This is a genomic window from Actinomadura sp. NPDC048021 (assembly GCF_040653135.1).
Taxonomy (GTDB): Bacteria; Actinomycetota; Actinomycetes; order Streptosporangiales; family Streptosporangiaceae; genus Spirillospora; species Spirillospora verrucosospora.
Genome location: NZ_JBEZJQ010000010.1, coordinates 186,662 through 211,895 on the forward strand (window position 1 = coordinate 186,662; position 25,234 = coordinate 211,895).

Annotated in this window: 26 protein-coding genes; 3 read left to right on the forward strand and 23 right to left on the reverse strand. The window is 73.2% G+C overall.

The window, feature by feature from the left end; all coding sequences use genetic code 11:
* Nucleotides 1-2 precede the first annotated feature (2 nt).
* The 14 genes from smc to AB0C87_RS18890 all read right to left on the reverse strand — a co-directional run bounded on the left by smc (nucleotide 3) and on the right by AB0C87_RS18890 (nucleotide 16,404).
* A complete protein-coding gene (gene smc / locus AB0C87_RS18825; RefSeq protein ID WP_360578648.1) occupies nucleotides 3-3,665 on the reverse strand; it encodes a chromosome segregation protein SMC in 3,663 nt (1,220 codons plus the stop codon).
* A 1,073-nt stretch (nucleotides 3,666-4,738) separates the two neighbouring features.
* Nucleotides 4,739-4,936, reverse strand: a complete 198-nt coding sequence (locus tag AB0C87_RS18830; protein WP_173398374.1) for a hypothetical protein — start codon at nucleotides 4,934-4,936, stop codon at nucleotides 4,739-4,741.
* A 178-nt stretch (nucleotides 4,937-5,114) separates the two neighbouring features.
* Nucleotides 5,115-5,420 (reverse strand): acylphosphatase, encoded by a 306-nt coding sequence (locus tag AB0C87_RS18835; RefSeq protein WP_345174960.1) that lies wholly within the window; start codon nucleotides 5,418-5,420, stop codon nucleotides 5,115-5,117.
* A 19-nt stretch (nucleotides 5,421-5,439) separates the two neighbouring features.
* On the reverse strand, nucleotides 5,440-6,333 hold the full coding sequence (gene mutM / locus AB0C87_RS18840) for a bifunctional DNA-formamidopyrimidine glycosylase/DNA-(apurinic or apyrimidinic site) lyase (protein WP_345174958.1): 894 nt from the start codon (nucleotides 6,331-6,333) through the stop codon (nucleotides 5,440-5,442).
* Entirely contained in the window at nucleotides 6,326-7,117 is a 792-nt protein-coding gene (gene rnc, locus AB0C87_RS18845; protein WP_345174956.1) for a ribonuclease III, read from the reverse strand. The genes mutM and rnc overlap by 8 nt, the downstream gene beginning before the upstream one ends.
* Nucleotides 7,118-7,391: 274 nt before the next feature.
* The gene (gene rpmF / locus AB0C87_RS18850; protein WP_067632153.1) at nucleotides 7,392-7,571 is read right to left on the reverse strand and encodes a 50S ribosomal protein L32; all 180 of its coding nucleotides are present in this window, start codon (nucleotides 7,569-7,571) and stop codon (nucleotides 7,392-7,394) included.
* Nucleotide 7,572: 1 nt separating this feature from the next.
* Nucleotides 7,573-8,217 carry a YceD family protein gene (locus AB0C87_RS18855; protein WP_345174952.1) on the reverse strand — a complete coding sequence of 215 codons (645 nt, stop codon included), beginning with the start codon at nucleotides 8,215-8,217 and terminating at the stop codon, nucleotides 7,573-7,575.
* 95 nt (nucleotides 8,218-8,312) lie between these two features.
* A complete protein-coding gene (gene coaD / locus AB0C87_RS18860) occupies nucleotides 8,313-8,795 on the reverse strand; it encodes a pantetheine-phosphate adenylyltransferase (protein ID WP_179843344.1) in 483 nt (160 codons plus the stop codon).
* Between the two features lie 94 nt (nucleotides 8,796-8,889).
* Nucleotides 8,890-10,341 carry a penicillin-binding transpeptidase domain-containing protein gene (locus AB0C87_RS18865; protein WP_360578651.1) on the reverse strand — a complete coding sequence of 484 codons (1,452 nt, stop codon included), beginning with the start codon at nucleotides 10,339-10,341 and terminating at the stop codon, nucleotides 8,890-8,892.
* A 30-nt stretch (nucleotides 10,342-10,371) separates the two neighbouring features.
* Nucleotides 10,372-10,938: a 16S rRNA (guanine(966)-N(2))-methyltransferase RsmD gene (rsmD, locus tag AB0C87_RS18870; protein ID WP_345174947.1), complete on the reverse strand. Its 567-nt coding sequence runs from the start codon at nucleotides 10,936-10,938 to the stop codon at nucleotides 10,372-10,374.
* Between the two features lie 600 nt (nucleotides 10,939-11,538).
* Nucleotides 11,539-12,402: a HEAT repeat domain-containing protein gene (locus AB0C87_RS18875; protein ID WP_360578653.1), complete on the reverse strand. Its 864-nt coding sequence runs from the start codon at nucleotides 12,400-12,402 to the stop codon at nucleotides 11,539-11,541.
* Nucleotides 12,403-12,466: 64 nt separating this feature from the next.
* A complete protein-coding gene (locus AB0C87_RS18880; RefSeq protein ID WP_143227168.1) occupies nucleotides 12,467-12,547 on the reverse strand; it encodes a putative leader peptide in 81 nt (26 codons plus the stop codon).
* A 57-nt stretch (nucleotides 12,548-12,604) separates the two neighbouring features.
* Nucleotides 12,605-14,794, reverse strand: coding sequence for an ATP-dependent DNA helicase RecG (gene recG / locus AB0C87_RS18885; RefSeq protein WP_360578655.1), 2,190 nt, complete (start codon nucleotides 14,792-14,794; stop codon nucleotides 12,605-12,607).
* Between the two features lie 32 nt (nucleotides 14,795-14,826).
* Entirely contained in the window at nucleotides 14,827-16,404 is a 1,578-nt protein-coding gene (locus AB0C87_RS18890) for a DAK2 domain-containing protein (RefSeq protein WP_360578656.1), read from the reverse strand.
* Nucleotides 16,405-16,589: 185 nt separating this feature from the next.
* On the opposite strand from AB0C87_RS18890, the gene rpmB reads away from it, so the two are divergent.
* Nucleotides 16,590-16,784, forward strand: coding sequence for a 50S ribosomal protein L28 (rpmB, locus tag AB0C87_RS18895; protein ID WP_067632165.1), 195 nt, complete (start codon nucleotides 16,590-16,592; stop codon nucleotides 16,782-16,784).
* Between the two features lie 105 nt (nucleotides 16,785-16,889).
* Here rpmB and thiD read toward each other — a convergent pair whose 3' ends face one another.
* From thiD to AB0C87_RS18910, 3 genes are all read right to left on the reverse strand, one after another.
* The gene (gene thiD, locus AB0C87_RS18900; RefSeq protein ID WP_360578658.1) at nucleotides 16,890-17,693 is read right to left on the reverse strand and encodes a bifunctional hydroxymethylpyrimidine kinase/phosphomethylpyrimidine kinase; all 804 of its coding nucleotides are present in this window, start codon (nucleotides 17,691-17,693) and stop codon (nucleotides 16,890-16,892) included.
* Between the two features lie 66 nt (nucleotides 17,694-17,759).
* The gene (locus tag AB0C87_RS18905) at nucleotides 17,760-18,650 is read right to left on the reverse strand and encodes a cellulose binding domain-containing protein (protein ID WP_345174935.1); all 891 of its coding nucleotides are present in this window, start codon (nucleotides 18,648-18,650) and stop codon (nucleotides 17,760-17,762) included.
* Between the two features lie 102 nt (nucleotides 18,651-18,752).
* Nucleotides 18,753-19,673: a thiamine-phosphate kinase gene (locus AB0C87_RS18910; protein ID WP_360578660.1), complete on the reverse strand. Its 921-nt coding sequence runs from the start codon at nucleotides 19,671-19,673 to the stop codon at nucleotides 18,753-18,755.
* 133 nt (nucleotides 19,674-19,806) lie between these two features.
* Between AB0C87_RS18910 and AB0C87_RS18915 the strand changes: the two genes are divergently transcribed.
* Together AB0C87_RS18915 and AB0C87_RS18920 are read left to right on the forward strand one after the other, a co-directional pair.
* Nucleotides 19,807-20,040, forward strand: coding sequence for an Lrp/AsnC ligand binding domain-containing protein (locus AB0C87_RS18915; protein ID WP_345174931.1), 234 nt, complete (start codon nucleotides 19,807-19,809; stop codon nucleotides 20,038-20,040).
* Nucleotides 19,949-20,506 (forward strand): DUF3515 domain-containing protein, encoded by a 558-nt coding sequence (locus AB0C87_RS18920; protein ID WP_360578662.1) that lies wholly within the window; start codon nucleotides 19,949-19,951, stop codon nucleotides 20,504-20,506. The genes AB0C87_RS18915 and AB0C87_RS18920 overlap by 92 nt, the downstream gene beginning before the upstream one ends.
* Before the next feature lie 16 nt (nucleotides 20,507-20,522).
* On the opposite strand, the gene AB0C87_RS18925 is transcribed toward AB0C87_RS18920, so the two are convergent.
* The 6 genes from AB0C87_RS18925 to AB0C87_RS18950 are packed head-to-tail and all read right to left on the reverse strand — an operon-like array spanning nucleotide 20,523 to nucleotide 25,175.
* Entirely contained in the window at nucleotides 20,523-21,077 is a 555-nt protein-coding gene (locus AB0C87_RS18925) for a nuclear transport factor 2 family protein (protein ID WP_345174927.1), read from the reverse strand.
* On the reverse strand, nucleotides 21,074-21,268 hold the full coding sequence (locus AB0C87_RS18930; RefSeq protein ID WP_360578664.1) for a ferredoxin: 195 nt from the start codon (nucleotides 21,266-21,268) through the stop codon (nucleotides 21,074-21,076). Before AB0C87_RS18930 ends, AB0C87_RS18925 begins: the two co-directional genes overlap by 4 nt.
* Nucleotides 21,265-22,605 carry a cytochrome P450 gene (locus AB0C87_RS18935; RefSeq protein WP_360578665.1) on the reverse strand — a complete coding sequence of 447 codons (1,341 nt, stop codon included), beginning with the start codon at nucleotides 22,603-22,605 and terminating at the stop codon, nucleotides 21,265-21,267. The genes AB0C87_RS18930 and AB0C87_RS18935 overlap by 4 nt, the downstream gene beginning before the upstream one ends.
* Nucleotides 22,602-23,381, reverse strand: a complete 780-nt coding sequence (locus AB0C87_RS18940; RefSeq protein ID WP_360578667.1) for an SDR family oxidoreductase — start codon at nucleotides 23,379-23,381, stop codon at nucleotides 22,602-22,604. The genes AB0C87_RS18935 and AB0C87_RS18940 overlap by 4 nt, the downstream gene beginning before the upstream one ends.
* On the reverse strand, nucleotides 23,381-24,577 hold the full coding sequence (locus AB0C87_RS18945; protein WP_360578669.1) for a cytochrome P450: 1,197 nt from the start codon (nucleotides 24,575-24,577) through the stop codon (nucleotides 23,381-23,383). The genes AB0C87_RS18940 and AB0C87_RS18945 overlap by 1 nt, the downstream gene beginning before the upstream one ends.
* Nucleotides 24,578-24,587: 10 nt before the next feature.
* Nucleotides 24,588-25,175: a helix-turn-helix domain-containing protein gene (locus AB0C87_RS18950; protein WP_360578671.1), complete on the reverse strand. Its 588-nt coding sequence runs from the start codon at nucleotides 25,173-25,175 to the stop codon at nucleotides 24,588-24,590.
* Nucleotides 25,176-25,234 lie beyond the last annotated feature (59 nt).

A 25,234-nucleotide genomic window follows, 5' to 3' on the forward strand; every position in this document is an offset into this window, starting at 1 on the left:
GGTCAGTCGAGGTCGCGCAGGCGCTGGCTGACGACCTGGGTGACGCCGTCGCCGCGCATGCTGACGCCGTAGAGGGCGTCGGCGCCCTCCATGGTGCGCTTCTGGTGCGTGATCACGATCAGCTGTGACGACTCGCGCAGCTCCTCGAAGACCGTGATGAGCCGCTGGGTGTTGGTGTCGTCGAGCGCGGCCTCGACCTCGTCCAGCACGTAGAACGGGGACGGGCGCGCCTTGAACACGGCGACGAGGAACGCGATGGCCACCAGGGACCGCTCGCCGCCCGACAGCAGCGACAGCCGCTTCACCTTCTTGCCGGGCGGGCGCGCCGCGACCTCGACGCCCGTGGCGAGCATGTCGCCCGGCTCGGTCAGCGACAGGCTGCCCTCGCCGCCGGGGAACAGCCGGGCGAAGATCCGCTCGAACTCGCGGGCGGTGTCCTCGTAGGCGGTGCCGAACACCTGCTGGACGCGGTCGTCGACCTCCTTGACGAGGCCGAGCAGCTCGCGCTGGGTCTTCTTCAGGTCCTCCAGCTGGGAGGTGAGGAACGCGTGCCGCTCCTCCAGGGCGGCGAACTCCTCCAGCGCGAGCGGGTTGACCTTGCCGAGCTGGTTGAGCTGCCGCTCGGCGGCCTTGGCGCGCTTCTCCTGGACGGCCCGCTCGTACGGGACGGGACGCGCGTCCTCGCCCTTGTCCGGGTCGGCCGGGACGGGCTGGTCGGGCCCGTACTCCGACACCAGCGCCTCGACCTCCAGGCCGAACTCCTCCAGGGCCCGCTGCTCGAACTGCTCCAGCCGCAGCCGCTGCTCCGCGCGGGCGACCTCGTTGCCGTGCACGACGTTGACGAGGCGTTCGAGCGCCGAGGACAGCTCGCGCACCTGCCCGCGGACCACCTTCAGCTCCGCCTCGCGCGCCGCCTTGGCCTGCTCCGCGGCCTCGCGGCGGCGCACCGCCGCGGCGAGCGAGTGCTCGATGCGCTCCAGGGCCGCGCGGGCGCCCCGCAGGACGGCCTTGGCGACCCGGGCCTGCTCCTCCCGGCGGGCGCGGCGCTGGGCGGCGCGGGACCGCTCCTCGCGCTCGCGCTGGGCGCCGCGTTCCAGGGCGTCGGCGCGTCCGGCGATGGCCTGGACGCGCTCCTCGGCGGTGCGGACCGCGAGCCGCGCCTCCATCTCCGCGGTGCGCAGCTCCTGGCAGCGGGCGTTCAGCTCGTCGCGCGCCTCGGTGTCGTGCCCGGCCTCCTCGGCGACCTCGGCGGCCTCCTCGGCCTCGGCGAGCCGCACCGCCAGCTCCTCGGCCGCCTCGGTGTCGCGTTCGAGGGACTCCCCGGCCGCGTCGAGGGCCTTGGTCAGCCGCTCGGCCTCGCCCCGCGCGGCCCGGACGTCGGCCTCCAGGCGGGCGGCGCGCTTGGCCTCCAGCGCCGCCTGCGCGTCGTGCTCCCGCAGCCGCGCGCGGACGCGGTCGAGCTCGGACTGCGCGCGGTCGACCCCCGCCCGGGCGTCACCGGCCGCGGCCTCGGCCGCCTCGACGGCGGCCTGCGCGGCGTGCTCGCCCTCCACCGCCTCGGCGAGCCCGTCGGCGGCGGCGGCAGCGGCGGTCTCGGCCGCGGCGAGATCCTCGGTGGCCTGGTCGAGCGTCGCGCGCATCTGCAGGAGGCCCTGCCCCCCGCCCGCGCCGCCGCCCTGCGCCCAGTGCGCCCCGACGAGCTCCCCGTCCCGCGTGACGGCCCGCAGCGACGCCTCCCCGCGCACGAGCGCGGCCGCGGCGGGAACGTCATCGACCACGACCACGTCCCGCAGCAGATGCTCGAACGCGGGACGCACGGAGTCAGGAACGCTGACCGCGTCGATCGCGTAGTCGGCCCCCGCGACCCGCTCCCCCAGCACGGGCGCCCCGCCGCCGATGACCAGCCCGGCGCGCCCGGCGTCGCGGGAGCGCAGCAGCGCGAGAGCGGCCTCCGCGGTGTCCAGCGACCCGACCGCGACGGCCTCGGCGGCGCCGCCGAGCGCGGCGGCGACAGCGGTCTCGTACCCGGGCCGGACGTTCAGCAGCGACGCGACCGTGCCCAGCACCCCGCCGAGCGACCCGTCGGCGCCCGCCGACAGCAGCGCCTCCCCGCCGTCGGCCGCGCTGGCGAGCGTCAGGTTCAGAGCCTCGATCCGCGCCTGGAGGGCCGCGACCTTCTTCTGCGCCGTCTGGTCGGCGGTGCGGGCCGCGCCCGCCGCCGACCGCGCCTCCTTCAGCGCGCGGCGCGGGCCGTCCACGGCGGCGCGGGCGGTCTCGGCAGCGTCCTTGGCTGCGGCGAGCGCCTCCTGCACCGCCTCGTGCTCGGCGGCGAGCGCCGGGTCCTCGACGACCTCCGCCTCGAACGCCTCGAACTCGGCCTGCGCGGTCTCGGCGCGCTGGTCGGCCTCCTCCCGCGCGTCCGCGAGCCGGCCGATCTCCGACCTTCCCGCCTGCGCCTTGCTGCGCAGCGCCTCCACCCGGCCGCGCAGCCGGGCCAGCTCCTCGCGGCGGTCCGCGGCGGCGCGGGCGGCGGACTGGAGCCGCCGCTCCTCCGCGGCCAGGGCCTCCTCCGCGGCCGACCGCTCCTCCACGGCGCCGGAGAGCCCGTCCCGGGCCTCGTCCAGCGCCTCGCGGAGCATCTCCTCCTGCTCGCGGATCTCGGCGGCCTCGCGCTCCATGTCCTCGGGATCGCGGCCGCGCCGCTCCTCCTCGCGCGCCTCGGCGGCGTTGCGGTGCCGCTCGGCCGCGAGGTCGGCGACGCCGCGGAGCCGCTCCTTCAGCGCCGACAACCGGAACCAGGTGTCCTGCACCTGCGCGAGCCTCGGCGCCTGCTCCGCCTCCTCGGCCTCCAGGACCGCCTCGCGCTCCTGCGCCCCCGCCAGCGCCCGCTCGGTCTCCGTGCGCCGCTCCCGGATGGCGGCCTCGTCGGCGGCCTCCTGCTCCAGCCTCGTCCGCAGCGTGACCAGGTCGTCGGCGAGCAGCCGCAGCCGGGCGTCCCGCAGATCCGCCTGGATCACCGCGGCCCGGCGCGCGATCTCCGCCTGCCGGCCGAGGGGCTTCAACTGCCGCCGCAGCTCACCCGTCAGGTCCTGCACGCGCGTCAGATTGCCCTGCATCGCGTCCAGCTTGCGGAGCGCCTTCTCCTTGCGCTTGCGGTGCTTGAGGACGCCGGCCGCCTCCTCGATCACCGCCCGCCGCCCCTCCGGCCCCGAGTGCAGGACCCGGTCGAGCTGCCCCTGCCCGATGATCACGTGCATCTCGCGGCCGATGCCGGAGTCCGACAGCAGCTCCTGGATGTCCAGCAGCCGGCACGCGTCCCCGTTGATCGCGTACTCGCTCGACCCCGACCGGAACATCAACCGGCTGATGGTGACCTCGGAGTAGTCGATCGGCAGCGCACCATCGGAGTTGTCGATCGTCAGCACGACCTCGGCACGCCCCAGCGGCGCCCGGTTCGACGTCCCGGCGAAGATGACGTCCTCCATCTTGCCGCCGCGCAGCGACTTGGCGCCCTGCTCCCCCATCACCCAGGCCAGCGCGTCCACGACGTTCGACTTGCCCGACCCGTTGGGCCCCACCACAGCCGTGATCCCCGGCTCGAACTTGAGCGTGGTGGAGGACGCGAAGGACTTGAACCCGCGCAACGTCAAAGTCTTCAGATACACGCGCCAGGAGCCCCCCTCCTACGACACCCACACCCCGAACATCCGAAGCACGATACTGGTTTTCTGGCTTCTTTCTCCTCCTTCGGGCCTGGCGGCCCTCCATCGTCGAAAAAAGCGGGGCGATCGCTGGCATCGCTCCGGCTCGCCTTGGCGGCTCGCTGCGCGATCAGGTTCTTGCTTCGCTCGAACCTGCCTTCGGACGCGATCGCAACCATTGAGGTTGTTGCGTGGTTGCGGTGGGGGCTGAGGTCGGCGCGTCCGTTGTGATCCGGGTCGCCCTTCGGGCCTGGCGGCCCTGGGGCTTGCGTTCGGTGAGTGGGTTGCGGGCTCGCACCCTTCGGGCGCGGTCGCAACTCTTAGGGTCGTCGCTCGGTCGCCGGGGGTGCGGGGGGTCCCAGTGGTGGGTGCCGAGGGTGAGGGGCGGATGCACTGGGCGCGACGGGGATGAGGGCTGACCCAAGCCCGGATGACTCTATGGAGTAGCTAGGGACCGGGCGCGACGGGTGGTCGCCACGATCGTCCACAAGCCGCCACTGGGGATACCTCAGGGTGCGGGCGAGGAGGGGTGCTAAGGCGAGCGCTGGGTCCGTGGCGGCGTCAGGGGCGCGGTGGCGTTCGATTGCGCGTTCGAGCTTGCGGGACCTGGGCGCGCAGCGACCTCAGGCGGGATGCGAGATCTCCACCTTCGACCCCGGTTGGCCGGTGCGGACGCTGGAGGTCGCCCTGGGGACGCGAGGTCGGTCGGTCGGCCGCTGCTTCGACGCTCGGCACTTGCGACAACCCTCAACGGCTGGGTAGCGTCCGGTAACCGGTGGTACCCGCGCACCTGAGGACGTAGCGAGCCGCCAAGGCGAGTCGTGTCCACAGCCCTCGGCCGACTACTGCGACGGCCTCAACCACCGCCGCAACCCCGCGACGACCTGGGGGGCCGCGATCGCGTCCGAAGGCAGGTTCGAGCGAAGCAAGAACCTGATCGCGCAGCGAGCCGCCAAGGCGAGACGGAGCGATGCCAGCGATCGCACGCGTTTATCGACGATGGAGGGCCGCCAGGCCCGAAGGAGGAGAAAAACGCATTAAGTAAGAACCGGTTCGCGGTCCTTCACCGGGAGCGACATCACTTCGTCGTCCGTCGCCGTCGCGAGCGCGTCGTTCTCTGCCTGGAGCCGTACGAGTTCGGCCTCCAGGTCACGTACGCGCTGCTGCAGGCGCCGCATCTCCGCGACCATCCGGGGGTCGGGACCGCCGACGTGGCCGAGTAGAGCCTTCGCCATGACTAAGGGTCCTCCACGCTGAGTAACCAGCAGGGATCGCGCACGGGAAACTGCTGAAAGCGGTGCGCGTACCGTCTAGAGTCGCACCGGCCGGTGTCCTGGTCAAGCCGCACATCACAGGCCGGTAACAACCTTCCTCTACTAGTTTAGCAGGTACAAACCGGTACTCCCTACCCGGTCAGCGTTCCCGGAACCCGGAGGCCTCCCCGCGGGGCGGGCCCCAGCGGTCGACGACGCCGGTCACAGCGCCGGGACGTCCGGGAACGCCGCCCGGAACGTCGCCGTCGAGCATCTCCAAGAGGCGGCGGCAGCCGGCGCGCGGGCCCTCGGCCACGACCTCGACGCGGCCGTCGCTGAGGTTGGTCGCGCTGCCGGCGAGGCCCAGTTCGAGCGCCCGCGACCTGACCCACCAGCGGAACCCGACGCCCTGGACGCGTCCCCGCACCCAGGCCGTGAGCCGCACGATCTCGTCGTCCTCGCTCATCGCTCCCCCCTCGGTCCCGCTAGTACCGTGCCCGCCTGGGGCGGGGCTGGCACACCGGGCAGCTGTAGGACGAGCGGTTCATGAACTCGTCGCGGCGGATCGGCGAGCCGCAGCGGCGGCAGGGCTCGTCCCGCCGCCCGTAGGCGTCCAGGGACCGCTCGAAGTAGCCGCTCTCGCCGTTGACGTTCACGTAGAGGCTGTCGAAGGAGGTGCCGCCGACCTCCAGGGCGGCCGTCATGACCTCTCGTGCGGCCTCCAGGACGCGCGCGGCGTCCGCCCGGGTCATCGTCTCGGTCGGCCGCGCCCAGTGCAGCCTGGCGCGCCACAGGGCCTCGTCGGCGTAGATGTTGCCGACCCCGCTGACGAGGGACTGGTCGAGCAGGGCCCGCTTGATCCCGGTCTTGCGGCGGCGCAGGGCGCGGTAGAAGGCCTCCGCGTCGAAGGCGTCCTCCAGCGGGTCGGCGGCGATGTGCCCGATCGGCTCGGGGACGAGCGCGCCCGCGGCGAAGGCGTCGGGGACGAGGTCGGCGACCATGAGGTGCCCGAAGGTGCGCTGGTCGACGAAGCGCAGGTCGAGGCCGTCGTCGTCGAACTCGACGCGGACCCGCAGGTGCTTCTCGCGTTCCCGGCCGGGCTCGCCGACGAGCAGCTGCCCGCTCATGCCGAGGTGCGCGAGCAGCGCCTCGCCGGGGGCGCCGTCGTCCTCGGCCTGGAGCGGGATCCACAGGTACTTGCCGCGGCGCCGGGGGGCCAGCATGGTGCGCTTGGCGAGACGCCCGGCGAAGTCGGCGGGGCCCTCGGCGTGGCGGCGGACCGACCGCGGGTGCAGGACCTCGGCGGACGCGACGGTGCGGCCGGTCGTCCAGCTCTCCAGGCCCCGCCGGACGACCTCGACCTCGGGAAGCTCAGGCACCGGCCTGCGCCGCCTGCCCGGCCTCCCTGGCCGGGTCCTCGCCCTGCGGCGGGCCGGCCTGCGCCGCCTCGCGCTCGACGACGAGCTCGCGGATGGCGTTCCAGGCGGCCTCGGCGGCGTGCTGCTCGGCCTCCTTCTTGCTGCGGCCCTCGCCGGACCCGTAGGTCTGCCCGCCGACCCGCACGGAGGCGCGGAACGTCTTCTGGTGGTCGGGACCGCTCTCGGCGACGTGGTACTCGGGGACGCCGAGCTCCTCGACGGCGGTGAGCTCCTGCAGCGAGGTCTTCCAGTCCAGGCCGGCGCCGAGGCCCGCCGAGCGCTTGATCAGCGCGTCGAAGAGCCGGTGCACCAGGGCGGACGCCTCGCCGAGGCCCCGGTCGAGGTAGACGGCGCCGATCAGCGCCTCCAGCGTGTCGGCGAGGATCGAGGCCTTGTCGCGGCCCCCGGTGCCCTCCTCGCCGCGGCCGAGCCGGATGTGGGCCCCGACGCCGAGGCCGCGGGCGACTCCGGCGAGGGCGCGCATGTTGACCACGGCGGCGCGCAGCTTGGCGAGCTGCCCCTCGGGCAGGTCGGGGTGGCCGCGGAACAGGGTGTCGGTGACGACGAGGCCCAGCACCGAGTCGCCGAGGAACTCCAGGCGCTCGTTGGTGGGCAGGCCGCCGTTCTCGTAGGCGTAGGAACGGTGTGTCAGGGCGCGTTCGAGCAGCTCGTCGTCCACGTCGACGCCGAGCGCGCCGGTCAGTTCCGCGCGCTCCGGCGCGGGGTCGTTCTTCTTAGCGCTCACAGGCCCTCCTCGCAGGCCGTGCACCGCGCGGCGCGCGGTCGCCTCTGCGGCGCGCGGCCGATGGGCCGGACGGCGAGGACGCTCGGCGGGGAGGGTCCGCGAAGACGAGGTGCGCGCCGGTCGGTCTGATCCCGGCGTGCACCACGGCTCCGGGCGCAGTCTCCGCGCCGGTCACCACGCCGACGTCACGCGCCGGGTGGTCGGGGTGCGTGTCCTTCCGCACCGTGAGGGGCGGGCCGCATGCGCGGATCCGCCCCCCAGGATGCGAGAAGACTCAGGCCGACGGGGCGATGACCTGCCGCCGGTCGTAGGTTCCGCACGTCGCGCACGCAGTGTGCGGCAGCTTGTGGTCGCGGCACGTCGGGCACTCGACCAGGTTCGGCGCGGCGGTCTTCCACTGCGAGCGCCGGTGCCGCGTGTTGCTGCGCGACTTCTTCCGCTTCGGGACGGCCACGTCAGCCCTCCTGCTTTCCTTCTCGATCCGATGAATCACGGGTGCCGGAGCTCCCGTTCCCCCGGTCGGGGGCTGCCGGCGCGTTGTCGCCGGCAAGGTCCCGCAGCGCCGCCCACCGGGGGTCGGCGACGTCATGTCGGTGGCCCGGCTCGACGTCGGCGAGCCGCGCACCGCAGTCCGGGCACAGGCCCGGGCAGTCGTCCCGGCACAGCGGGGAGAGCGGCAGTGCGAGCACCACCGCGTCCCGCAGGACCGGTTCGAGGTCGATCAGGTCGCCCTCGAGGCGGAGCTCGTCGTCGTCGGCGTTCCCGCCTGAGCGGGTGTCGTCGTAGACGTACAGCTCCTGGAAGTCCGCCTCGAAGGTCGAGGCGATCGGGTCGAGGCAGCGGGAGCACTCCCCCTTGAGAGGGACCGTCGCCGTGCCGGTGACGAGCACCCCCTCAAGGACCGCTTCGAGCCGGAGGTCCAGCTCGATCGCGGCGCCCTCGGGGACGCCCACCATCTCGACGCCGAAATTCTCCGGTGCCGGCACGGTCAGGTGCTCCTCCCGCGACGACCCGGGTTGCCTGCTCAGAGCTCGGGTGTCGAGCTTGAACGGGGCATTGGGATCGTTGCGTGTCAGCGGAATCCTGCTTTCGTGAGGCATGGTGGAACGGCGGCCGCCTGTGATGGCCGAGGTCCCAGGGTACCGAACACCGGCCGCTGACCCAACTCGCGGCCCGTCCACCAGGAGCAGGCCGGTCAGCCGTCCTTCTGGAGCCGCTGCACCAGCCGGTCGTGGACGCTGTCGGGAACGAGGCCGGAGACGTCCCCGCCGAATCTCACGACCTCCTTCATCAGGCTGGAGGACAGGAACGCGTACTCGGGGTTGGTCGCCATGAACAGCGTCTCCACGCCGGCGATCCGGTGGTTCATCTGGGCCATCTGCAGCTCGTACTCGTAGTCGCTGACGGCACGGAGCCCCCGGACGATCACCGGGATGTCCTGCTCCTTGCAGTAGTCGACGGTGAGCCCGTAGAAGGTGTCGACCGACACGTTGCCGTACTCCCGGGTGACCTCGGAGATCATGTCGGCACGCTCGTCCACGGTGAACAGGCTCTTCTTGCTCTTGTTGATCAGCACGGCGACGACCACCTCGTCGTAGAGGCGGGAGGCGCGGCTGATGATGTCGAGATGCCCGTTGGTGACGGGGTCGAACGATCCCGGACAGACGACACGGCGCACGGCGCGAACCCCTTCGGTCCCGGTTTCTGACCTGCGGCGTGAACGTACCAAATCGCATTCGGCCGGGTTTCCACCGGGCTCGCCGGGGCCGTCCTCAGCCGCGCAGCGCGTCGATGATCCTGGCCGCGACGGGGCCCGACTCGATGCCGTAGCCGGACGCCTCGGTCATCACCGCGACGGCGTACCGGGGGTCGCTGCGCGGGCCGAACCCGATGAACCAACGGTCGTTGTAGGAGGCGCCCTCGACGTCGGCGGTCCCGGTCTTGCCGCCGAGGATGGACGTCCCCCGCAGTGACTTGCCGGTGCCCCGCTCGACCACGGCCTCCATCATGTCCCGCATCTGCTTCGCCTGGTCCGCGGTCAGCGCGCGCGACATCCGCTGGGACGAGATCTTGTCGACCGTCGACCCGTCCGGGGCGCGCAGCCTGTCCACCAGCCGGGGCCGCATGACCTCCCCGTCGTCGAGGACCGCGGCGGCGACCATGGCCATCTGCAGCGGCGAGGCGACCGTGCTGCCCTGCCCGATGGAACCGAGCGCGCTGAGCGACGGCTGGTCGGTCGCCGGGAAGGAACTGGAGGCGCTCTTCAGCCCGTGCGCGAACTCGATCCGGTCGCCGAACCCGAACCTGCCCGCCTGCGCGTTCACGGCGTCGTTGCCCGGTTTCTGGGCGCCCATATAGGCGAACGTGGTGTTGCAGGACTGCGCGTACGCCTCGATGAGAGGGATCCGGGAGAGGTCGCAGGAGCCGCCGATGTCGCCCGCGTCGTTGTTGATCGCCTGCCCGGCGCCCGGAGGCCTGTAGCTGCGCCCGGCCCTGACCCGCGTGTCCTCGCTCGTGCCCGACCTCAGCGCCGCCGCGGCGACCACGGTCTTGAACGTGGAGCCGGGCGGGAACAGCTCGTAGGCGGCCTTGTTGAGCAGCGGCTTGCGCGGCTGGTCGCCGAGCCGGTCGAACGCCTCGGTGGCCCGTTTCCGGTCGAGCGTCGACACCTCGTTCGGGTCGTAGGACGGCGTGGAGGCCATCACCCGGATCGCGCCGGTGCGCGCGTCGAGGACGACCGCCGCGCCCCGGCCCGCGCCGCTGGACTTCAGCGCCTCGTAGGCGGCGCGCTGCGCGTCCGGATCGATGGTGGACTCCACCGTCCCGCCGGGGACGTGCTTGCCGATCAGTTTGTCGACGAGGTTGGAGGTGGCGAGACGGGCGTCGGTCCCGTCCAGGAAATGGTTCTCGGCCTCCTCCAGACCGGTCTGGGAGAACACCGAGAAGTAGCCGGTGACCGGCGCGAACGCGGCGCCGTCCTTGTAGCGGCGCTGGAACCGGTCGTCGCCGACCTGCTCGGACCACGCGAGCCGTTCGCCGCCCGCCACGATCGGCCCCCGGTCGATCTTGAACCGGTCCTCGAACTGCCGGGCGTTGAGCGAGTCGTCCCGCAGGCTCTGCGCCTGGAAGCCCTGTACGTAGGTGACGTTCACCATCAGCGCCAGAAAAAAGAGCAGGGTGATGACCCAGGTACGCGCCACCGCGCGGTCGATCCCGGGCTTCATGGGCGTTCCCCTACCCGAACCACCGGAATGTCAACGGGCGACCGCACGGCCGTACCAGAACACCGCCTCGCCGTAACGCCGCTCCCGCTCCGCCTCATACCCGTCGGGCCACTCCAGCGCCGGGCCCCGCGCGGCGCGTTCCACCACGACCAGCGCATCCGGGGACGCCCACCCGTTGTCGCGCAGCTCCTCCAGCAGAGAGGTCACGGACACGTCCGCCAGCGCGTAAGGCGGGTCGGCGAAAATCAGGTCGTAGGGCTCGTCCGGCGCCTTGCGGACGAGCCGCTCCACCTTGTCGGCGCAGGGGACGGCACCCGGCAACCCGAGCGTCTCGGCGTTCTGCCGGATCACCTTCATCGCCCGCGGATGCGACTCGACCAGCAGCGCATGCCCGGCCCCCCGCGACAGCGCTTCAAGCCCCACCGCCCCCGACCCCGCGTACAGATCGGCGACACGCAGCCCGTCCAGCGGCCCGAGCAACGCCAGAACCGTGGAGAAAAGCCCCTCCCGCGCCCGATCGCTGGTCGGCCGGGTCTCCCGCCCCGCCGGCACGGCCAACCGCCGCCCCCCAGCACTACCCGCAATAACCCGACTCACGGTCTTAGTATTGCGTTCTTCTCCTCCTTCGGGCCTGGCGGCCCTCCATCGTCGAAAAACGCGGGCGATCGCTGGCATCGCTCCGTCTCGCCTTGCGGCTCGCTGCGCGATCAGGTTCTCGCAAGCTCGAACCTGCCTTCGGACGCGATCGCAACCATTGAGGCTGTTGCGTGGTTGCGGCGGTGGCTGAGGTCTGCGCAGAAGGATGAGATCGAAGACGGGGCGTAAGCAATAAGCACAGCGGGCCGCCAGCGCCGTGCCACGCTGACGGCCCGCTCGCGGCCGGTACCAACTCCGGACCGAAGGACCGGCCACGTCACCTTCGCGCCCTACTCAAACGAGCGAACGCGAGATCCTCACCGCCTAGCGAGCCGCCAGGCGAGCCGTGCAAGACAACAGAAACCCACTACTACGACGGCCTCAGCCACCGCAGCAACCCCGCAACGACCTCCCCGTTGCGATCGCGTCCGAAGGCAGATTCAAGCGAAGCAAGAATCTGATCGCGCAGCGAGCCGCCAGGCGAGACGAAGCGATGCCAGCGATCGCCCGCCTTTATCGACGATGGAGGGCCGCCAGGCCCGAAGGAGGAGAAAAAGGCAATTAAGCAAGACTCCAGCGGGCTTGGGTTCGGACGCCTGGGTCGGGGTCGGCGAGGGTTTCGGTCAGGGCGGTCACTACCTCCGGGTTGTCGGTGGCCCACTGTTCGAGGGCCTGGACGGCGGCTCTGCGGACGTCGACCGTGCGGTCGTGCAGGGCCTTGATGAGGGGTTGGACGGCGACGTCGGGGCGGGCCTGGGCGAGGGCGCGGACGGCGTGGCAGCGGACCTGCCAGTTGGTGTGGGCGATCGCGGTGACGACGCGTCCTTCGAGGGGTTCGGGGATGCCGAGTTCGGCGGCGGCGGTGAGGGCGGCGATGCGGACGACGGGGTCGTGGTCGGTGAGGAGGTGTTCGAGCGCGGGGAGGCCGGAGGGGTGGGCGAGGCGGCCGAGGCCTTCGGCGACGGCGACGCGGACCTCGCGGGAGGGGTCGTCGGCGGCCTCGGCGACGCGGGCGGTCTCGCGCAGCGCGATGAGGCCGAGGACGGCCTGGATGCGGACCTGCGGTTCGTCGTCCTCGAAGCCTTGGGCGTACAGTTCGCCGGCGCCTTTGGCGAGGATGCCGATGAGGTCGGCGGCGGTGTCGCGGACGGCGGTGTCGCGGCCGCGGGCCGCGGCGAGGAGCAGGGCGTCGACGCCGTCGTCGCCGAAGTAGAGCTCGGGCAGGTCGCGCAGGGCGTCTGCGGCGACGCGGCGGACGTCTTCGTGTTCGTCGGCGAGCGCCCAGGCGAAGGTGTCGCCGGTGCCGCGGGGCGCTTCTCCGGCGCGGGCGGCGCGGGCGAGCGCCGTGAGGGCGCCGGCGCGGGTCGCGGGGTCGGGGTCGCGGAGGGACGCCTCCGCCTGGTCGAGCCGGATGCTTCGAGTCATGGGGGTGGCCTCCTGGTCGGCCGTCGGATCCGGAGGCGGGCAGGGGCCCGCCGGGGGCTCGGGATCAGCGACGGGAACACAGGGCGCTCGCCTGGCGCCGGAGGTCGACGTGGAGGCGGGCGATCAGCGCACGACTCGGGTTCACGCGTTCATCGTGTCCCGCCCGGGCGCTGTTGTCAACCAAATAGGTCGGCAATACCGGTTATGTCTTCTCCAGGAAGTCCGCGCGCTCCTCGTCCAGCAGGGACGCCAGGACGGTGGCCAGGCCGGGATGCTCCGACAGGTCCGGATCGGCCTCGACGAGCGCGGTGGCCTCCTCGCGGGCGTCGCGGATGACGTCCTCGTCGCGCTGGAGCGTGAGCAGCCGCAGGCTGGACGAGCGGCCGGCCTGCGCGGCGCCGAGCACGTCGCCCTCGCGGCGCTGCTCCAGGTCGAGCCGGGACAGCTTGAACCCGTCGGTGGTGGAGGCGACCGCGTCCAGCCGCTCGCGGGCCTTGCTGCCCGGCGCGGCGTCGGTGACGAGCAGGCAGAGGCCGTGCAGGGAGCCGCGGCCGACGCGCCCGCGCAGCTGGTGGAGCTGGGAGACGCCGAACCGGTCCGCATCCATGATCACCATGACGGTGGCGTTGGGCACGTCCACGCCGACCTCGATGACCGTGGTGGCGAGCAGGACGTCGAGCTCCCGCGCGGTGAAGCGGCGCATCACCGCGTCCTTCTCGTCCGGGTGCAGCTTGCCGTGCAGGACGCCGATGCGCAGCCCGTCGAGGAGCTCCTCCAACTTCGGCAGCACCTCCATGATCCCCAGCGGGGACCGGCGCTCGCCCTCCTCGGCGACGACGGCGTCGCCCTCGTCGCCCTCCTGCTCGCCGATGCGCGGGCAGACGATGTAGATCTGCCGGCCGTTCGCCGCCTCCTCCTTGATGCGCTCCCAGGTACGGGCGAGGAACGCGGGCTTCTCCGGCGGGACGACGTGCGTCTGGATCTGCGACCGGCCCGCCGGGAGCTGCCCGAGCACCGACGTCTCCAGGTCGCCGAAGACGGTCATGGCCACGGTGCGCGGGATCGGCGTCGCCGTCATGACCAGCACGTGGGGACGGCCGCCGTCGACCTTCTCGCGCAGGGCGTCGCGCTGCTCGACGCCGAACCTGTGCTGCTCGTCGACCACGACGAGCCCGAGGTCGGCGAACTGGACGGTCTCCTGCAGCAGCGCGTGGGTGCCGACGACGATCCCGGCCGCGCCGGACGCCGCCTCCAGCAGCGCCTCCTTGCGCGCCTTCGCCCCCTGCGACCCGGTCAGCAGCGCCACCCGGGTGGCGTGCTCGGCGCCGCCGATCTGCCCGGCCTGCGCCAGGTCGCCGAGCATCCCGGTGATCGACCGGTAGTGCTGCTGCGCGAGCACCTCGGTCGGCGCCAGCAGCGCGGCCTGCCCTCCCCCGTCCACCACCTGCAACATCGCCCGCAACGCGACCACCGTCTTTCCGGCGCCGACGTCGCCTTGGAGGAGGCGGTGCATCGGGTGGTGTTCGGCCAGGTCGGCGGCTATCTCGTCGCCGACCTGGCGCTGGCCCTCGGTGAGTTCGAAGGGCAGGCGCGCGTCGAACTCCGACTGGACGCCCTCGAAGGACGGGGGGCGGGGCTTGGCGGGCAGGGCCGCGGCGGCGACGCGGCGCTGGGCCAGGGCCACCTGGACGACGAAGGCCTCGTCCCACTTGAGGCGGGCCTTGGCGCGGCCGAGCTCGTCCCAGGTGCGGGGGCGGTGGATGCCCTCGTACGCCTCCCGCAGGCCGATCAGGTGGCGGCGGCGCAGGAGCGCGGCGGGCATGGGGTCGTCCGGCAGGTCGAGCTGGCCGAGGACGGTCTCGACGGACGTGCTGATCGCCTCGATGGGCAGCGACTTGGCGGACGGGTAGATCGGGATGATCTCGTCGGCCCACTCCTGCGCGGCCTCCTCGGCGCCCTTCTCGTGGACGACCTTGTACTGCGGGTGGGTCAGCTGCCGGACGGTCCTGCCGCTGCGGGGCACGTAGGTGCTGATCTTCCCGGCGAACAGGCCGCGGGTGCCCGGGGACAGCTCCTTCTCGGGACGGTAGGAGCCCTTGCGGCCGAAGAAGCTGAGCTTGAGCTCGCCGGTCCCGTCGGTGACGGTGATCTCCAGGACGTACCCGGGGCTGCGGGTGAGGGAGCGGCCCTGCACCTTCACGACCTCGGCCATGACCGTCACGTGCTCGCCGTCCTGCAGGCCGCTGAGCTGCGTCAGCTCGCCGCGGTGGGCGTAGCGGCGCGGGTAGTGGTGCAGCAGGTCGCCGACCGTGTGCAGGTCGAGGCCCTTCTTCAGCGCGTTGGCCGTCTTGTCGCCGAGGACCTTGCGCAACGGCTCGTCGAGAGTTGCCACGGGTCTTTTCTAGCCGATGGGGACGACGGGAATCACTCGACGCCGATGAGGAGGGGGTAGCGTTCCTGGTCGCCGGCGTAGACGCCGACCTCCGCGTCGGGGCGCCGCCGGCGCAAGTGGTCCTCCAGGCCGGCGGCGAGGCCGGGCGGGGCGTGCCGGCCGGGGATCAGCGTGACCAGCTCGCCGCCGCCCGACAGCATCCGGTCGAGGACATCGCGGGCCACCGCGGCGAGGTCCGCGCCGATCGTCGCGACGTCGCCCTCGATCAGGCCGAGGACGTCGCCGGGCTGGCAGAGGCCGGCGCTCGTCACCGCCTCCTGCGCGGCGACCTCCAGGTGGCCGAAGCGGGTGGCGCCGGCGGCGCGGGTCATCTCGATCACGTCCTCGGCGAAGCGGCGCAGCGGGTCGTGCACGGCGAGCGCCGCCATGCCCTGGACGGACGCCTTCGTCGGGACCACCGCGATCCGCGCGCCGCCGTCCCTCGCGCGCTCCGCGGCGGCCTCGGCGAGGGCGAGGACCTCCGGCTCGTTCGGCAGCACGGCCACCTCGTCGCCCGCGGCGAGGATGGCCTCGGCGAGCACCGCGAGGGGCGGGACGGCTCCGGGCTCGCGCCGCACGACCCGGGCCCCGCTCTCCTCGAACAGCGCGGCCAGCCCGTCGGCGGCGGTGACGGCGACCACCGCGCGGCCGGTGTGCGGCGCGTGCGGTCCGCCTTCGGCGGCGTCCAGGTAGGTGACGCGGATCCGGTGCGGGCGTCCCGCCGCCATGCCCGCCTCGACGGCGGCCCCGGCGTCGTCGACGTGGACGTGCACGTTCCACAGCCCGTCGCCGCCGACGACGACGAGGGAGTCGCCGAGGACGTCGAGGCGTTCGCGCAGGGTGTGGACGGCGCCGTCGGGCGCGTCCAGCAGGTACATCACCTCGTAGCCGAAGCCCTGCGGCGCCCGGGTCCGGCCCGCGGGCGCGGGCGTCCCGGCGGTGCGGGGCGGGACGTCGTACCGCTCGGGGTACTCGTCGGTGATCACGGCGGCGAGGGCGTCGAGCACCACGCAGAGCCCGGCCGCGCCGGCGTCCACGACGCCGCTGCGGGCCAGCACCTCCAGCTGGCCGGGGGTGCGGCGCAGCGCCTGCCGGGCGCCCGCGGCGGCGGCCCGCGCGGCCTCCGGGAGCGCGGTTCCGGGTGCCGCCGCGCAGGCCGCGGCGGCTTCGGCGAGGACGCTCAGGATCGTGCCCTCGACGGGGTGCTCGACGGCGCCGCGGGCCAGGACGGACGCGTGGTCGAGGGCGGCCGCGAGCGACGCGCCGTCCGGGGGCGCCTCCAGCGGGCCGAGGACGTCGGCGAGGCCCCGGAACACCTGGCTCAGGATCACACCGGAGTTGCCCCGGGCGCCGAGCAGCGCGCCCTGCGCCAGGGTCCGCCACGGGTCCGCGCCGCCCGGCGGCTCGTCGAGGGCGTCGGCCGCCGCGACGACGGTCAGGTGCAGGTTGGTGCCGGTGTCGCCGTCCGGGACGGGGAACACGTTGAGGGCGTCGATCTCGGCTCTCGTCCGCCCGAGGGCCTCCGCCGCGAGCCTGCACCACCGCCGCGCCGCCGCATGGTCGAGGGCCACCGTGCTCCCTTCCGCGCCGCCGGGTCGCGGCGCCGCCGATTCGCTAACCCGTCGCGCTGTCGGCTAGTCTGGTCCACGCGCCACGTTCGTGGCGCTCATCAGTGAGCGTCCATGATGCCCGGCCCGCCCGAGGCGGCAGCCGGGTGGCGCTCCGATCAGAGCATCGACACCACTTGGAGTTTCCCGTGGCTTCCGTCTGCGACGTCTGCGGCAAGGGACCCGGTTTCGGCATGCGCGTCTCCCACTCGCACCGCCGCACCCCGCGCCGCTGGAACCCCAACATCCAGCGCGTGCGCGCCGTCGTGAACGGCAGCACCAAGCGGATCAACGCCTGCACGTCCTGCATCAAGGCCGGCAAGATCGTCAAGCCGACGGTCTGAGCCCGGCCGGGCCGCCCCCGCGGGGCGGTCCGCTTCACGGCTTCGGTCGGCTCATCGGGATTCCCGGTGAGCCGACTTTCGCGTTCCCGGGGGTCGCGGCGCCGTTCAGTCGCGGTACCGCCAGGCGTGGTCGACGGGGCCGATGCCGGCGCCGAGCGGGAAACCCGCCGCGATCGCGCCCGTCACGTACTCCTTGGCCTTGGCCACCGCCGCCGGGACGTCGTCGCCGAGCGCCAGGTGCGAGGCGATGGCGGACGCGAGCGTGCAGCCGGTCCCGTGGGTGTGCCGGTTGTCGTGCCTGGGGGCGGTGAAGCGGTGCTCGCGCTCGCCGTCGAACAGCAGGTCGGCGGGCTCGCCCGGCAGGTGGCCGCCCTTGATCAGCACCCAGGCGGGGCCGAGCGCCTTGACCGCCTCGGCGGCCTCGCGCAGCCCGGACTCGTCCACGACCTTGACGCCGGTGAGCTGCTCCACCTCGTACAGGTTGGGCGTGACGACGGTCGCGGCCGGCAGCAGCACCGAGCGGACGGCGTCCACGGCCTCCGGCGCGAGCAGGGAGTCGCCGTGCTTGGAGACGCCGACCGGGTCGACGACGGCGGGGGCGCCGGACGTGGCGAGCGCCTCGGCGACGACCTCGACGAGGGCGGTGGACGCGAGCATGCCGGTCTTGATCGCGTGGACGCCGATGTCGGACAGGACCGAGTCGAGCTGGGCGCGCACGGCCTCGGGGGGCAGTTCCCAGTAGCCCTGGACGCCGAGGGAGTTCTGCGCGGTGACGGCGGCGACGACGCTCATCCCGTGGACGCCGAGCGCGAGCATGGTCTTCAGGTCCGCCTGGATGCCGGCGCCGCCGCCGGAGTCCGAGCCCGCGATGGTGAGCACGAGGGGCGGGGCGGAGGCAGTGCGCGTCATACAGCCCACTTTATGGTGATCTGTGGGAAGCGGCGATCCGGCGGAGGGCGTCTCCCGGAGTGCGCCTCAGACCAGCGTGCAGGGCAGCTTGTTGAGGACGCAGGCGGACGGCCTGGACGGAGCGCCCAGCGCGGCGAAAACGATCCGCACGGAGCCGCCGGGCGCGATCGCGGTGCGGCCGCGGACGAAGGGGACCCGGCCGGTCCGCACGACGGTGGCGCCCTGCACGGCCGTGACCGAGACGTTCGGGATCTTGAAGGCCAGCGCCCACGCGCTGACGGGCCGCTGCCCCTTGTTGGCGATGGTGGCGGTCGCCTTGAACCCGCCGGGGGTGCGGGAGGCGACGCGGAACCCGATGACGAGGCCGTCGGGGCGTCCCGCGCCGCGGCTGGCGCGCCCGCCGGGGCCGCGCTGGGTGATCTGGTTGTCGCGGGGGTCGGTCTGGGAGGTCTTCGGGGAGCCGCCCGCGAAGTTGAGGGAGATCTGCTGGGTGCTCAGCGCGTAGGAGACGATCCCCACGGCGATGACGAGCGCGACGATCGGGAGCAGCGGGAGCGGGAGCACGGAGACGATCTTCGTCCAGCCGCTCCTGCCGGAGCCGTCCGCGGCGGAGTCGCCGGACTCCGGGGCGCCGGGCGTGCCGCCGGGTTCGGGCGGCAGCTCGCGCGGCTGCTCGGGGAACGCCGCCGCGGGAGCGCCCGGGTAGTCGCCGGGGTAGTCCCCGGGGAGCGGGGCGAAGCGGTACGGGTCGGGCGGCGGGTCGTGCTGACGCTCGGTGACCGGCGGCGTGCCCGCCCTGACCTGTTCGTGCGGCGAGACGTACACGCGGTCGTCGGTCGGACCGGAGAAGAGGTCGTAAGAGGGGTCGACCGGAGCCCCGAAGTACGGCCCTCGCGACGCTTCCGCGCCCGGTACGGGGTCGTCGTCCGGTTGCTCAAACCTGGAGTGTCGTCCCATCCCATCCCTCTTCGATCACAGGATGTATACCAAACCCGTCCCAAGCATGCCTACCGGATGTGTCAACGCACACGGCTGTACGCGCTGACTCCGCCGGGGTGTTCAGCCTGGGAAATGATCCCATGCTCCGGGGGGCGGCGGGCGCCCGTCCACGCGCACCCCGGCCCCTTCGGCGACGGTCCCGATCCGCCTCCAGGAGGGCGGCAGGACGGCGTCCGCCGGGTACGTCCCGGCGAACGCGTGGTCCTCACCGCCGGTGAGCGCGCGGCGCAGCCCGTCCGGCCCGAGGATCTCCGGGACGGGCACGGAGGCGGAGTCGAGGTCGATCCGGACGCCGCTCGCGGCGGCGATGTGCCCGAGGTCCTGGACGAGCCCGTCGCTGACGTCGAGAAGCGCGGTGGCGCCGTGGGTCCGCGCCTCCTCCCCGGCGGTGTAGGGCGGCTCGGGACGCCGGTGCGCCGCGATCAGCTCCTCGGGCCCGTCCCGCCCGGCCTCCAGGAGCGCGAGCCCGGCGGCGGCGAAGCCCAGCCTGCCCCGGACGGCCACGACGTCGCCCGGGCGCGCCCCGGACCGGGTGAGGGGCGCCGCCCCGCCGAGGTCGCCGAGCGCGGTGATCGCGAGCGTGACCCGCGGCGCGGCCACGACGTCGCCGCCCGCGACGGACGCCCCCGCCGCGCGGCACTCGTCGGCGAGGCCGTCGTAGAGCCGCTCGGCCCAGTCGGCGCGGGTCGCGGGCGGGGCGGCGAAGCCGACGAGCAGCGCCGTGGGGTTCGCGCCCATGGCGACGACGTCGGCGAGGTTCTGCGCGGCGGCCTTGCGCCCGATGTCGTAGGGGCCGGACCAGTCGAGGCGGAAGTGCCGCCCCTCCACGAGCAGATCGGTGGTGGCGACGACGCGGCCGTCCGGCGCGGCGATCACCGCGGCGTCGTCGCCGGGGCCGAGCCGGACCGCCGGGCCCTGGGGCAGCCGCCGGGTCAGGCGGCCGATCAGGCCGAACTCGCCCAGCTCCCCGATCGTGCCCATTTGCGCTGTTCCCCCGCTTTCCCGGTTTTCTCCCGGTTCGTACCGGGCACGCCGTACCCCGACCGCCCGCGGCGGCGCGTAACACGATACGGTGAACCTTCCGACGGTTGATTCTCCGCTTGGGGAGGACGTGATGGTGCAGGCCTACATCCTCATCCAGACCGAAGTCGGCAAGGCCGCCGAGGTGGCGGACCACATCTCCGGCATCACCGGCGTGACCCGGGCGGAGGACGTCACCGGACCCTATGACGTGATCGTCCGAGCGGAGGCGCGGAATGTGGACGAGCTGGGCAAGCTCGTCGTCGCGCAGATCCAGGGCGTCGAGGGCATCACGCGGACCCTCACGTGCCCGATCGTCCACATCTGAACGTTCCGCGGCAGCGCACCGCTCCCTCGCCGTCCTCGGCTGCCTGGCGCTGTTCGCCGCGGCGTGCGGAGACGGGGCCGTGCAGGTTCCGGTTCCGAACCCGGACGCGGCGACCCGGCGGCTCTGCCAGGGGCTGCGGCTGCCCGAGAAGGTGCACGGGCAGAAGCGCCGCGACACCTCCCCTGACTCGCCGCTGACCGCCGCATGGGGCTCCCCCGCGATCGCGCTGCGCTGCGGAGTCCCCCTGCCCGCCACGCTCCGCCAGACCTCGGAGCTGGTGACCATCAACGGGATCGACTGGTTCGGGCAGCCCTCGGAGCGGCCGGTGACCTTCACCGCCGTGGGGCGGCAGGCCTACGTCGAGGTGACGGTGCCGCCGAAGTACAACCCGGCCGGCGACGTGCTGATCGAGCTCGGGCCGGCGATCAAGGCGACGATCCCGGCGAAGCCCGAGGGCCAGATCTGACCGGCGGCCCCCCGGGTCACCAGATCGGGACGGGGCTCTCCCCCCGCGGGTAGTAGCCGGGGATCGGCTCGCCGGACGCCGCCCGCTCCAGCCGCCGCTTCATCCCGTCCGACAGCACCCCGGCCTTCATCATCTCGACGAACACCGAGGTGACGTTGCCGAGGTCGAACCAGTCGCGCTGCCACGACCACCGCCGGTCCCCCGCGTAGCGGAACCAGGACCCGCCGATGCCGAGCACCTCGTAGGGGGTCCCGTCGGGGCGGCTCGCGTCGGCGACCTGCTTCCAGAACCCGACGACCTCGCCCTTGCGCTCGTCGATCAGGATGCTCTGGTACGGATACGTCCAGCCGTCCAGGCCGCCCATCTCCGAGCCGAGCGCGATGTCGCGGATCTCGTCCCGGCCGACGGCCATGAAGTCCTGGTCGGGGCCGATGTTCCAGCCGTAGGTGGCGTCCTCGGTGTAGAGGTCGGCGAGCGGGCGCCAGTCGCCGGCCTCCTCGCAGCGGCGGTTGGCCTCCAGCCAGTGCTCGACCATCGCGTCGAGCTCTTCACGGGGGAACGCGGGCATCATGTCTCCAGCAGTCTGAGGGCCTGGGTCGGGCAGTAGCGGACGGCGGAGGCCACCTCGGCGCGCGTGCCCTCGGGCGGCTCCGCGTCCAGGACGCGGACCTTGCCCTTGGGCGGCACCTCGAAGACGTCGGGGGCCTCCAGCTCGCACATGGCGTGTCCCTGGCACAGGTCCAGGTCGGCCTCGATCCTCACCGGCGCCTCCGGCGGTAGCGGACGGCGCAGGGCTGGGCGAGCTGGACGACCATCTTCGAGTGGTCGTCGCGGTAGCTCTCCGGCGGCTGGGCGGGCTCGAACTCCCAGTCCCGCAGCAGCACCGAGAAGATGGCCTTGAGCTGCATCATCGCGAAGTTCGCGCCGACGCAGCGGTGCCGGCCCGCGCCGAACGGCACCCACGTCCAGCGGTGGAGCACGTCCTCCTCGCGGGGCGCGGCGTAGCGCTCGGGGTGGAAGGCGTCGGCGTCGGGGAAGTCGGCCTCGATCCGGTTGGACACGGCGAGGCCGCAGCCGACCATGGTGCCCGCCGGGATGCGGTGCCCGACCACCTCCTGGTCGGACTGCGCGACCCGCAGCAGCAGGATCAGCGGCGGATGCAGCCGCAGCGCCTCCTTGATCGCCGACTCCAGGTTCGGGATGGCGCGCAGCGCCTGGAAGGAGACCTCGCGGCCGTCGGCGTACAGCTCGTCCAGCTCGCGGACCACGCCGTCCAGGACGCCGGGGTGGCGGAGCAGCTCGATGAGCGTCCAGGCGGCGGTGCCGGACGTGGTGTGGTGCCCGGCGAACATCATCGAGATGAACATGCCGGTGACCTGGTCGGCGTCGAACTTGAGCGCGCCGTCCGCGTCCCGGATCGACATCAGCACGTCGAGCAGGTCGCGGTCCTGCCTGGGCGGGTTCGGCGGCCGCGAGTCCATGATCTGCTGGACGAGCTCCACCAGCGCCGCGCGCGCCGCGTCCCGCCGCCGGAAGCTCTCGATGTCGGCGTGGGGGTCGACGTAGGCGATCGGGTCGGTGCCGCGTTCGAGGTCGTGGTACAGGTCGGCGAACCGGCGGTCGAGCTGCTCGCGGAACTTGCGCCCGATCAGGCACGCGGACGAGGTGTAGATCGTCAGCTCGGCGAAGAAGTCGAGCAGGTCGATCTCGCCCTCCTCGCCCCAGCCGGCGACCATCCGGTCGACCTCGGCGGAGATCGTCGCGGCGTGCCCCTTCATGAACGAGCCCTTGAGGGCCTGGTTGTGCAGGGCCTCGCGGCGCTGCTCCGGCGTGGCGTCGAACACCACGCCCTCGCCGAAGATCGGCGTCATGAAGGGGTAGGCCTCGGCCTGGTCGAGCTCCTCGTCGGGGGCGCGGAAGAAGAACTCGTTGGCCTCCGCGCCCGACAGCAGCACGACGCGGCGTCCGGCGAGGCGGAACTCGCCGACGTCGCCGCACTCCTCCCGGACCCGCCGCATCAGCCCGATCGGGTCCGAGCGCAGCTCCTCCAGGTGGTCGGGCCCGCCCGACACGACGCGCGGCTCCACCAGTGCGGTCACGACTCCTCCAACGGTGCTTCGGGCTGGACCTCGACGAGCCGGAGATGGGCGCCGCGCGGGGTCGCGACGATCGCGGCGACGGCGGCGGCGACGTCGGACGGGCGCAGGAAGTAGGGGTGGCGGGCGTGGCCCCACCTGGCCCAGTCCTCCAGGACGGCGCCGGTGGTCTCCGCGTCCCAGCTCATGCCCATGCCGGTCGCGGTCGGCCCCGGCCGGACGACGGACGCCCGCACGCCCGTCCCCTCCAGCTCCATCTGCATGGTGCGGGCCATCCCCTCGACGCCGTTCTTGGCCGCGACGTAGGCGCCCGTCCAGGAGCGCGGCGCGGGGACGGTGTCGGAGGAGACGAACACGATGTCGCCGCGCCGCCGCGCCACCATCTGCGGGACGAACTGCGACACGAGCCGGTGCGCGCCGACGAGGTGGACCTGCACCTGCGCGAGGAACTCGGCGGTGTCGAGCTCGTGCAGGCGCCCGGCGGACAGGTCGCCGGCGCTGGAGACGACGACCTCGACGGGGCCGAGCGCGTCGGCGGCCGCCGCGGCGAACGCCTTGACCGAGTCGGAGTCGGCGACGTCCAGCGGGTGCGCGAACGCCTCTCCCCCGCCGGCCCGGACCGTCGCGGCCAGCTCCTCGCACTTGTCGACGCGCCGCGCGCCGAGCGCGACCGGGTGCCCGGCCATCGCCAGCGCCGTCGCCGTCGCCGCGCCGATCCCGGAGGAGGCGCCGGTCACCACGGCCGGGCGCCGCCGCGGATGGGGGTCGAACCTGGGCATCAGCGCACCTCCACGCGCAGGGGCAGGGCGGCGAAACCGCGGACGTTCACCGAGTGCACGCGCTCCGCGCCGTCGTAGTCGACCTCGTAGGAGGAGACGTGGCGCACGAACTCGGTCAGCGCGATGCGCGCCTCCAGCCGCGCCAGGTTCGCGCCGAGGCAGAAGTGCCGTCCGCCGCCGAAGCTGACGAGCTGCGAGGTGTCGCGGTCGAGGTCGTAGGCGTCGGCGTCGTCGAACGCGCGGGGGTCGCGGTTGGCCGATCCGACCAGCAGGAGCACGCGGTCGCCCTCGCGGACGCGCCGCCCGTGCAGCTCGACGTCGCGCACGACCTTCCGGGCGAGCATCTGGCTGGAGGTGTCGTAGCGGAGCGTCTCCTCCACCCAGTCGTCCACGCGGGCCGGGTCGCGGAGCGGCTTGGCGCCCTGGTCGGGGTTGCGCGCCCCCCAGTACAGGGCGTTGGCGAGCAGCTTGGTGGTGGTCTCGTTCCCGGCGACCACCATCAGGAACAGGAAGGCGATGACCTCCTCGTCCTCCAGCCGGTCGCCGTCGATCTCGGCGTCCAGGAGCGCGGAGGTCAGGTCGCCGGCCGGCGCGCGGCGCCGCTCGGCGACCATGTCCTGGTAGTAGCCGGCGAGGGTGAGCGCCGCGTCCATCCCCGCGGGCGGGACGTCGTTCAGCCCCTCCTCCCGGTGGACGACCGTGTCGGCGAGCCGGCGCACCTCGGCCCGGTCGGCCTCGGGGACGCCCATCATCTCCGAGATGACGTCCATGGGAAGGAGGCCGGCGAAGTCGGAGACGAAGTCGAACTCGCCCTTCTCCAGGGCCGGCTCCAGGTGGCGCCTGGTCAGTGCGAGGATTCCGTCCCCCAGCTCCTTGACCCGCCGTGGCGTGAACCCCTTGGACACCAGGGCGCGCATGCGGGTGTGGCGCGGCGGGTCGAGCGCGAGGAACGACATCGTCCGGGGCGCGTGGGGGCCCCAGGCGCTCGGCTCCACCGAGACGCCGTGGGAGTTGGAGAAGGTCGCGTGGTCGCGGAAGGCCGCGGACACGTCGGCGTGCCGGGACAGCGCCCAGAAGCCGATCTCGTCGTTGCGGTAGAGGGGCGCCTCCTCGCGGAGGCGCGCGTAGAGGGGGTAGGGATCCTCGTGGACGGCGTAGTCGAAGGGGCTGTAGGAGACCTGCGCGGCAGGGTCCACGGCCGTCACCTCACTCGGGGGGTTCGGGCAGGATGAGCTCCGCCATCTCGGCGAGCCGGTCGGCCATGCGGGCGTAGGAGGTGTAGCCCATGCCCGCGTACAGGAGCGCGCCGGTGTAGGCCAGTTCCAGCGCGCCGAGGATCTTGGGGTCGTCGTGCTCGCGCAGCGCCGCGCGGAGCCGTTCGCGGATCGCGTAGCCGATCCGCGTCCGCAGTTCGCGGACGTCGGGGTCGGTGCCGAGCAGCGCGGTGGTGCACGCCGCCGCGAGGTCCGGCTCGTCCGAGACCAGCAGCGCGATCTCGCGGAGCGTCCCCACCACCCGTTCGCGCAGCGTGCCGTCCGCCTCAACGGGGGGCAGGGCGCTGAGCCGCCGCCAGAACACCTCGGTGATCAGGTGGTTCTTGGAGGCGAAGTAGGTGTACGCGGTCGCGGGCGCCACGCCGGCGCGGCGGGCCACGTTGCGGACGGTCAGGCCCTCGTAGCCGGTCTCGGCGACCTCCACCACGGCGGCGGTGGTCAGCCGCCGCACCGTGTCGGCCTGCCGCTCGGTGAGGCGGCGCCGGGTGGGCTCGGTCAGGGGTTCGGGTTTTCCGGACACGTGTCCAGACATTAGTTCAGAACCGGACCGCGCGCAACGCCCCGGCGCGTCGTCCCCGG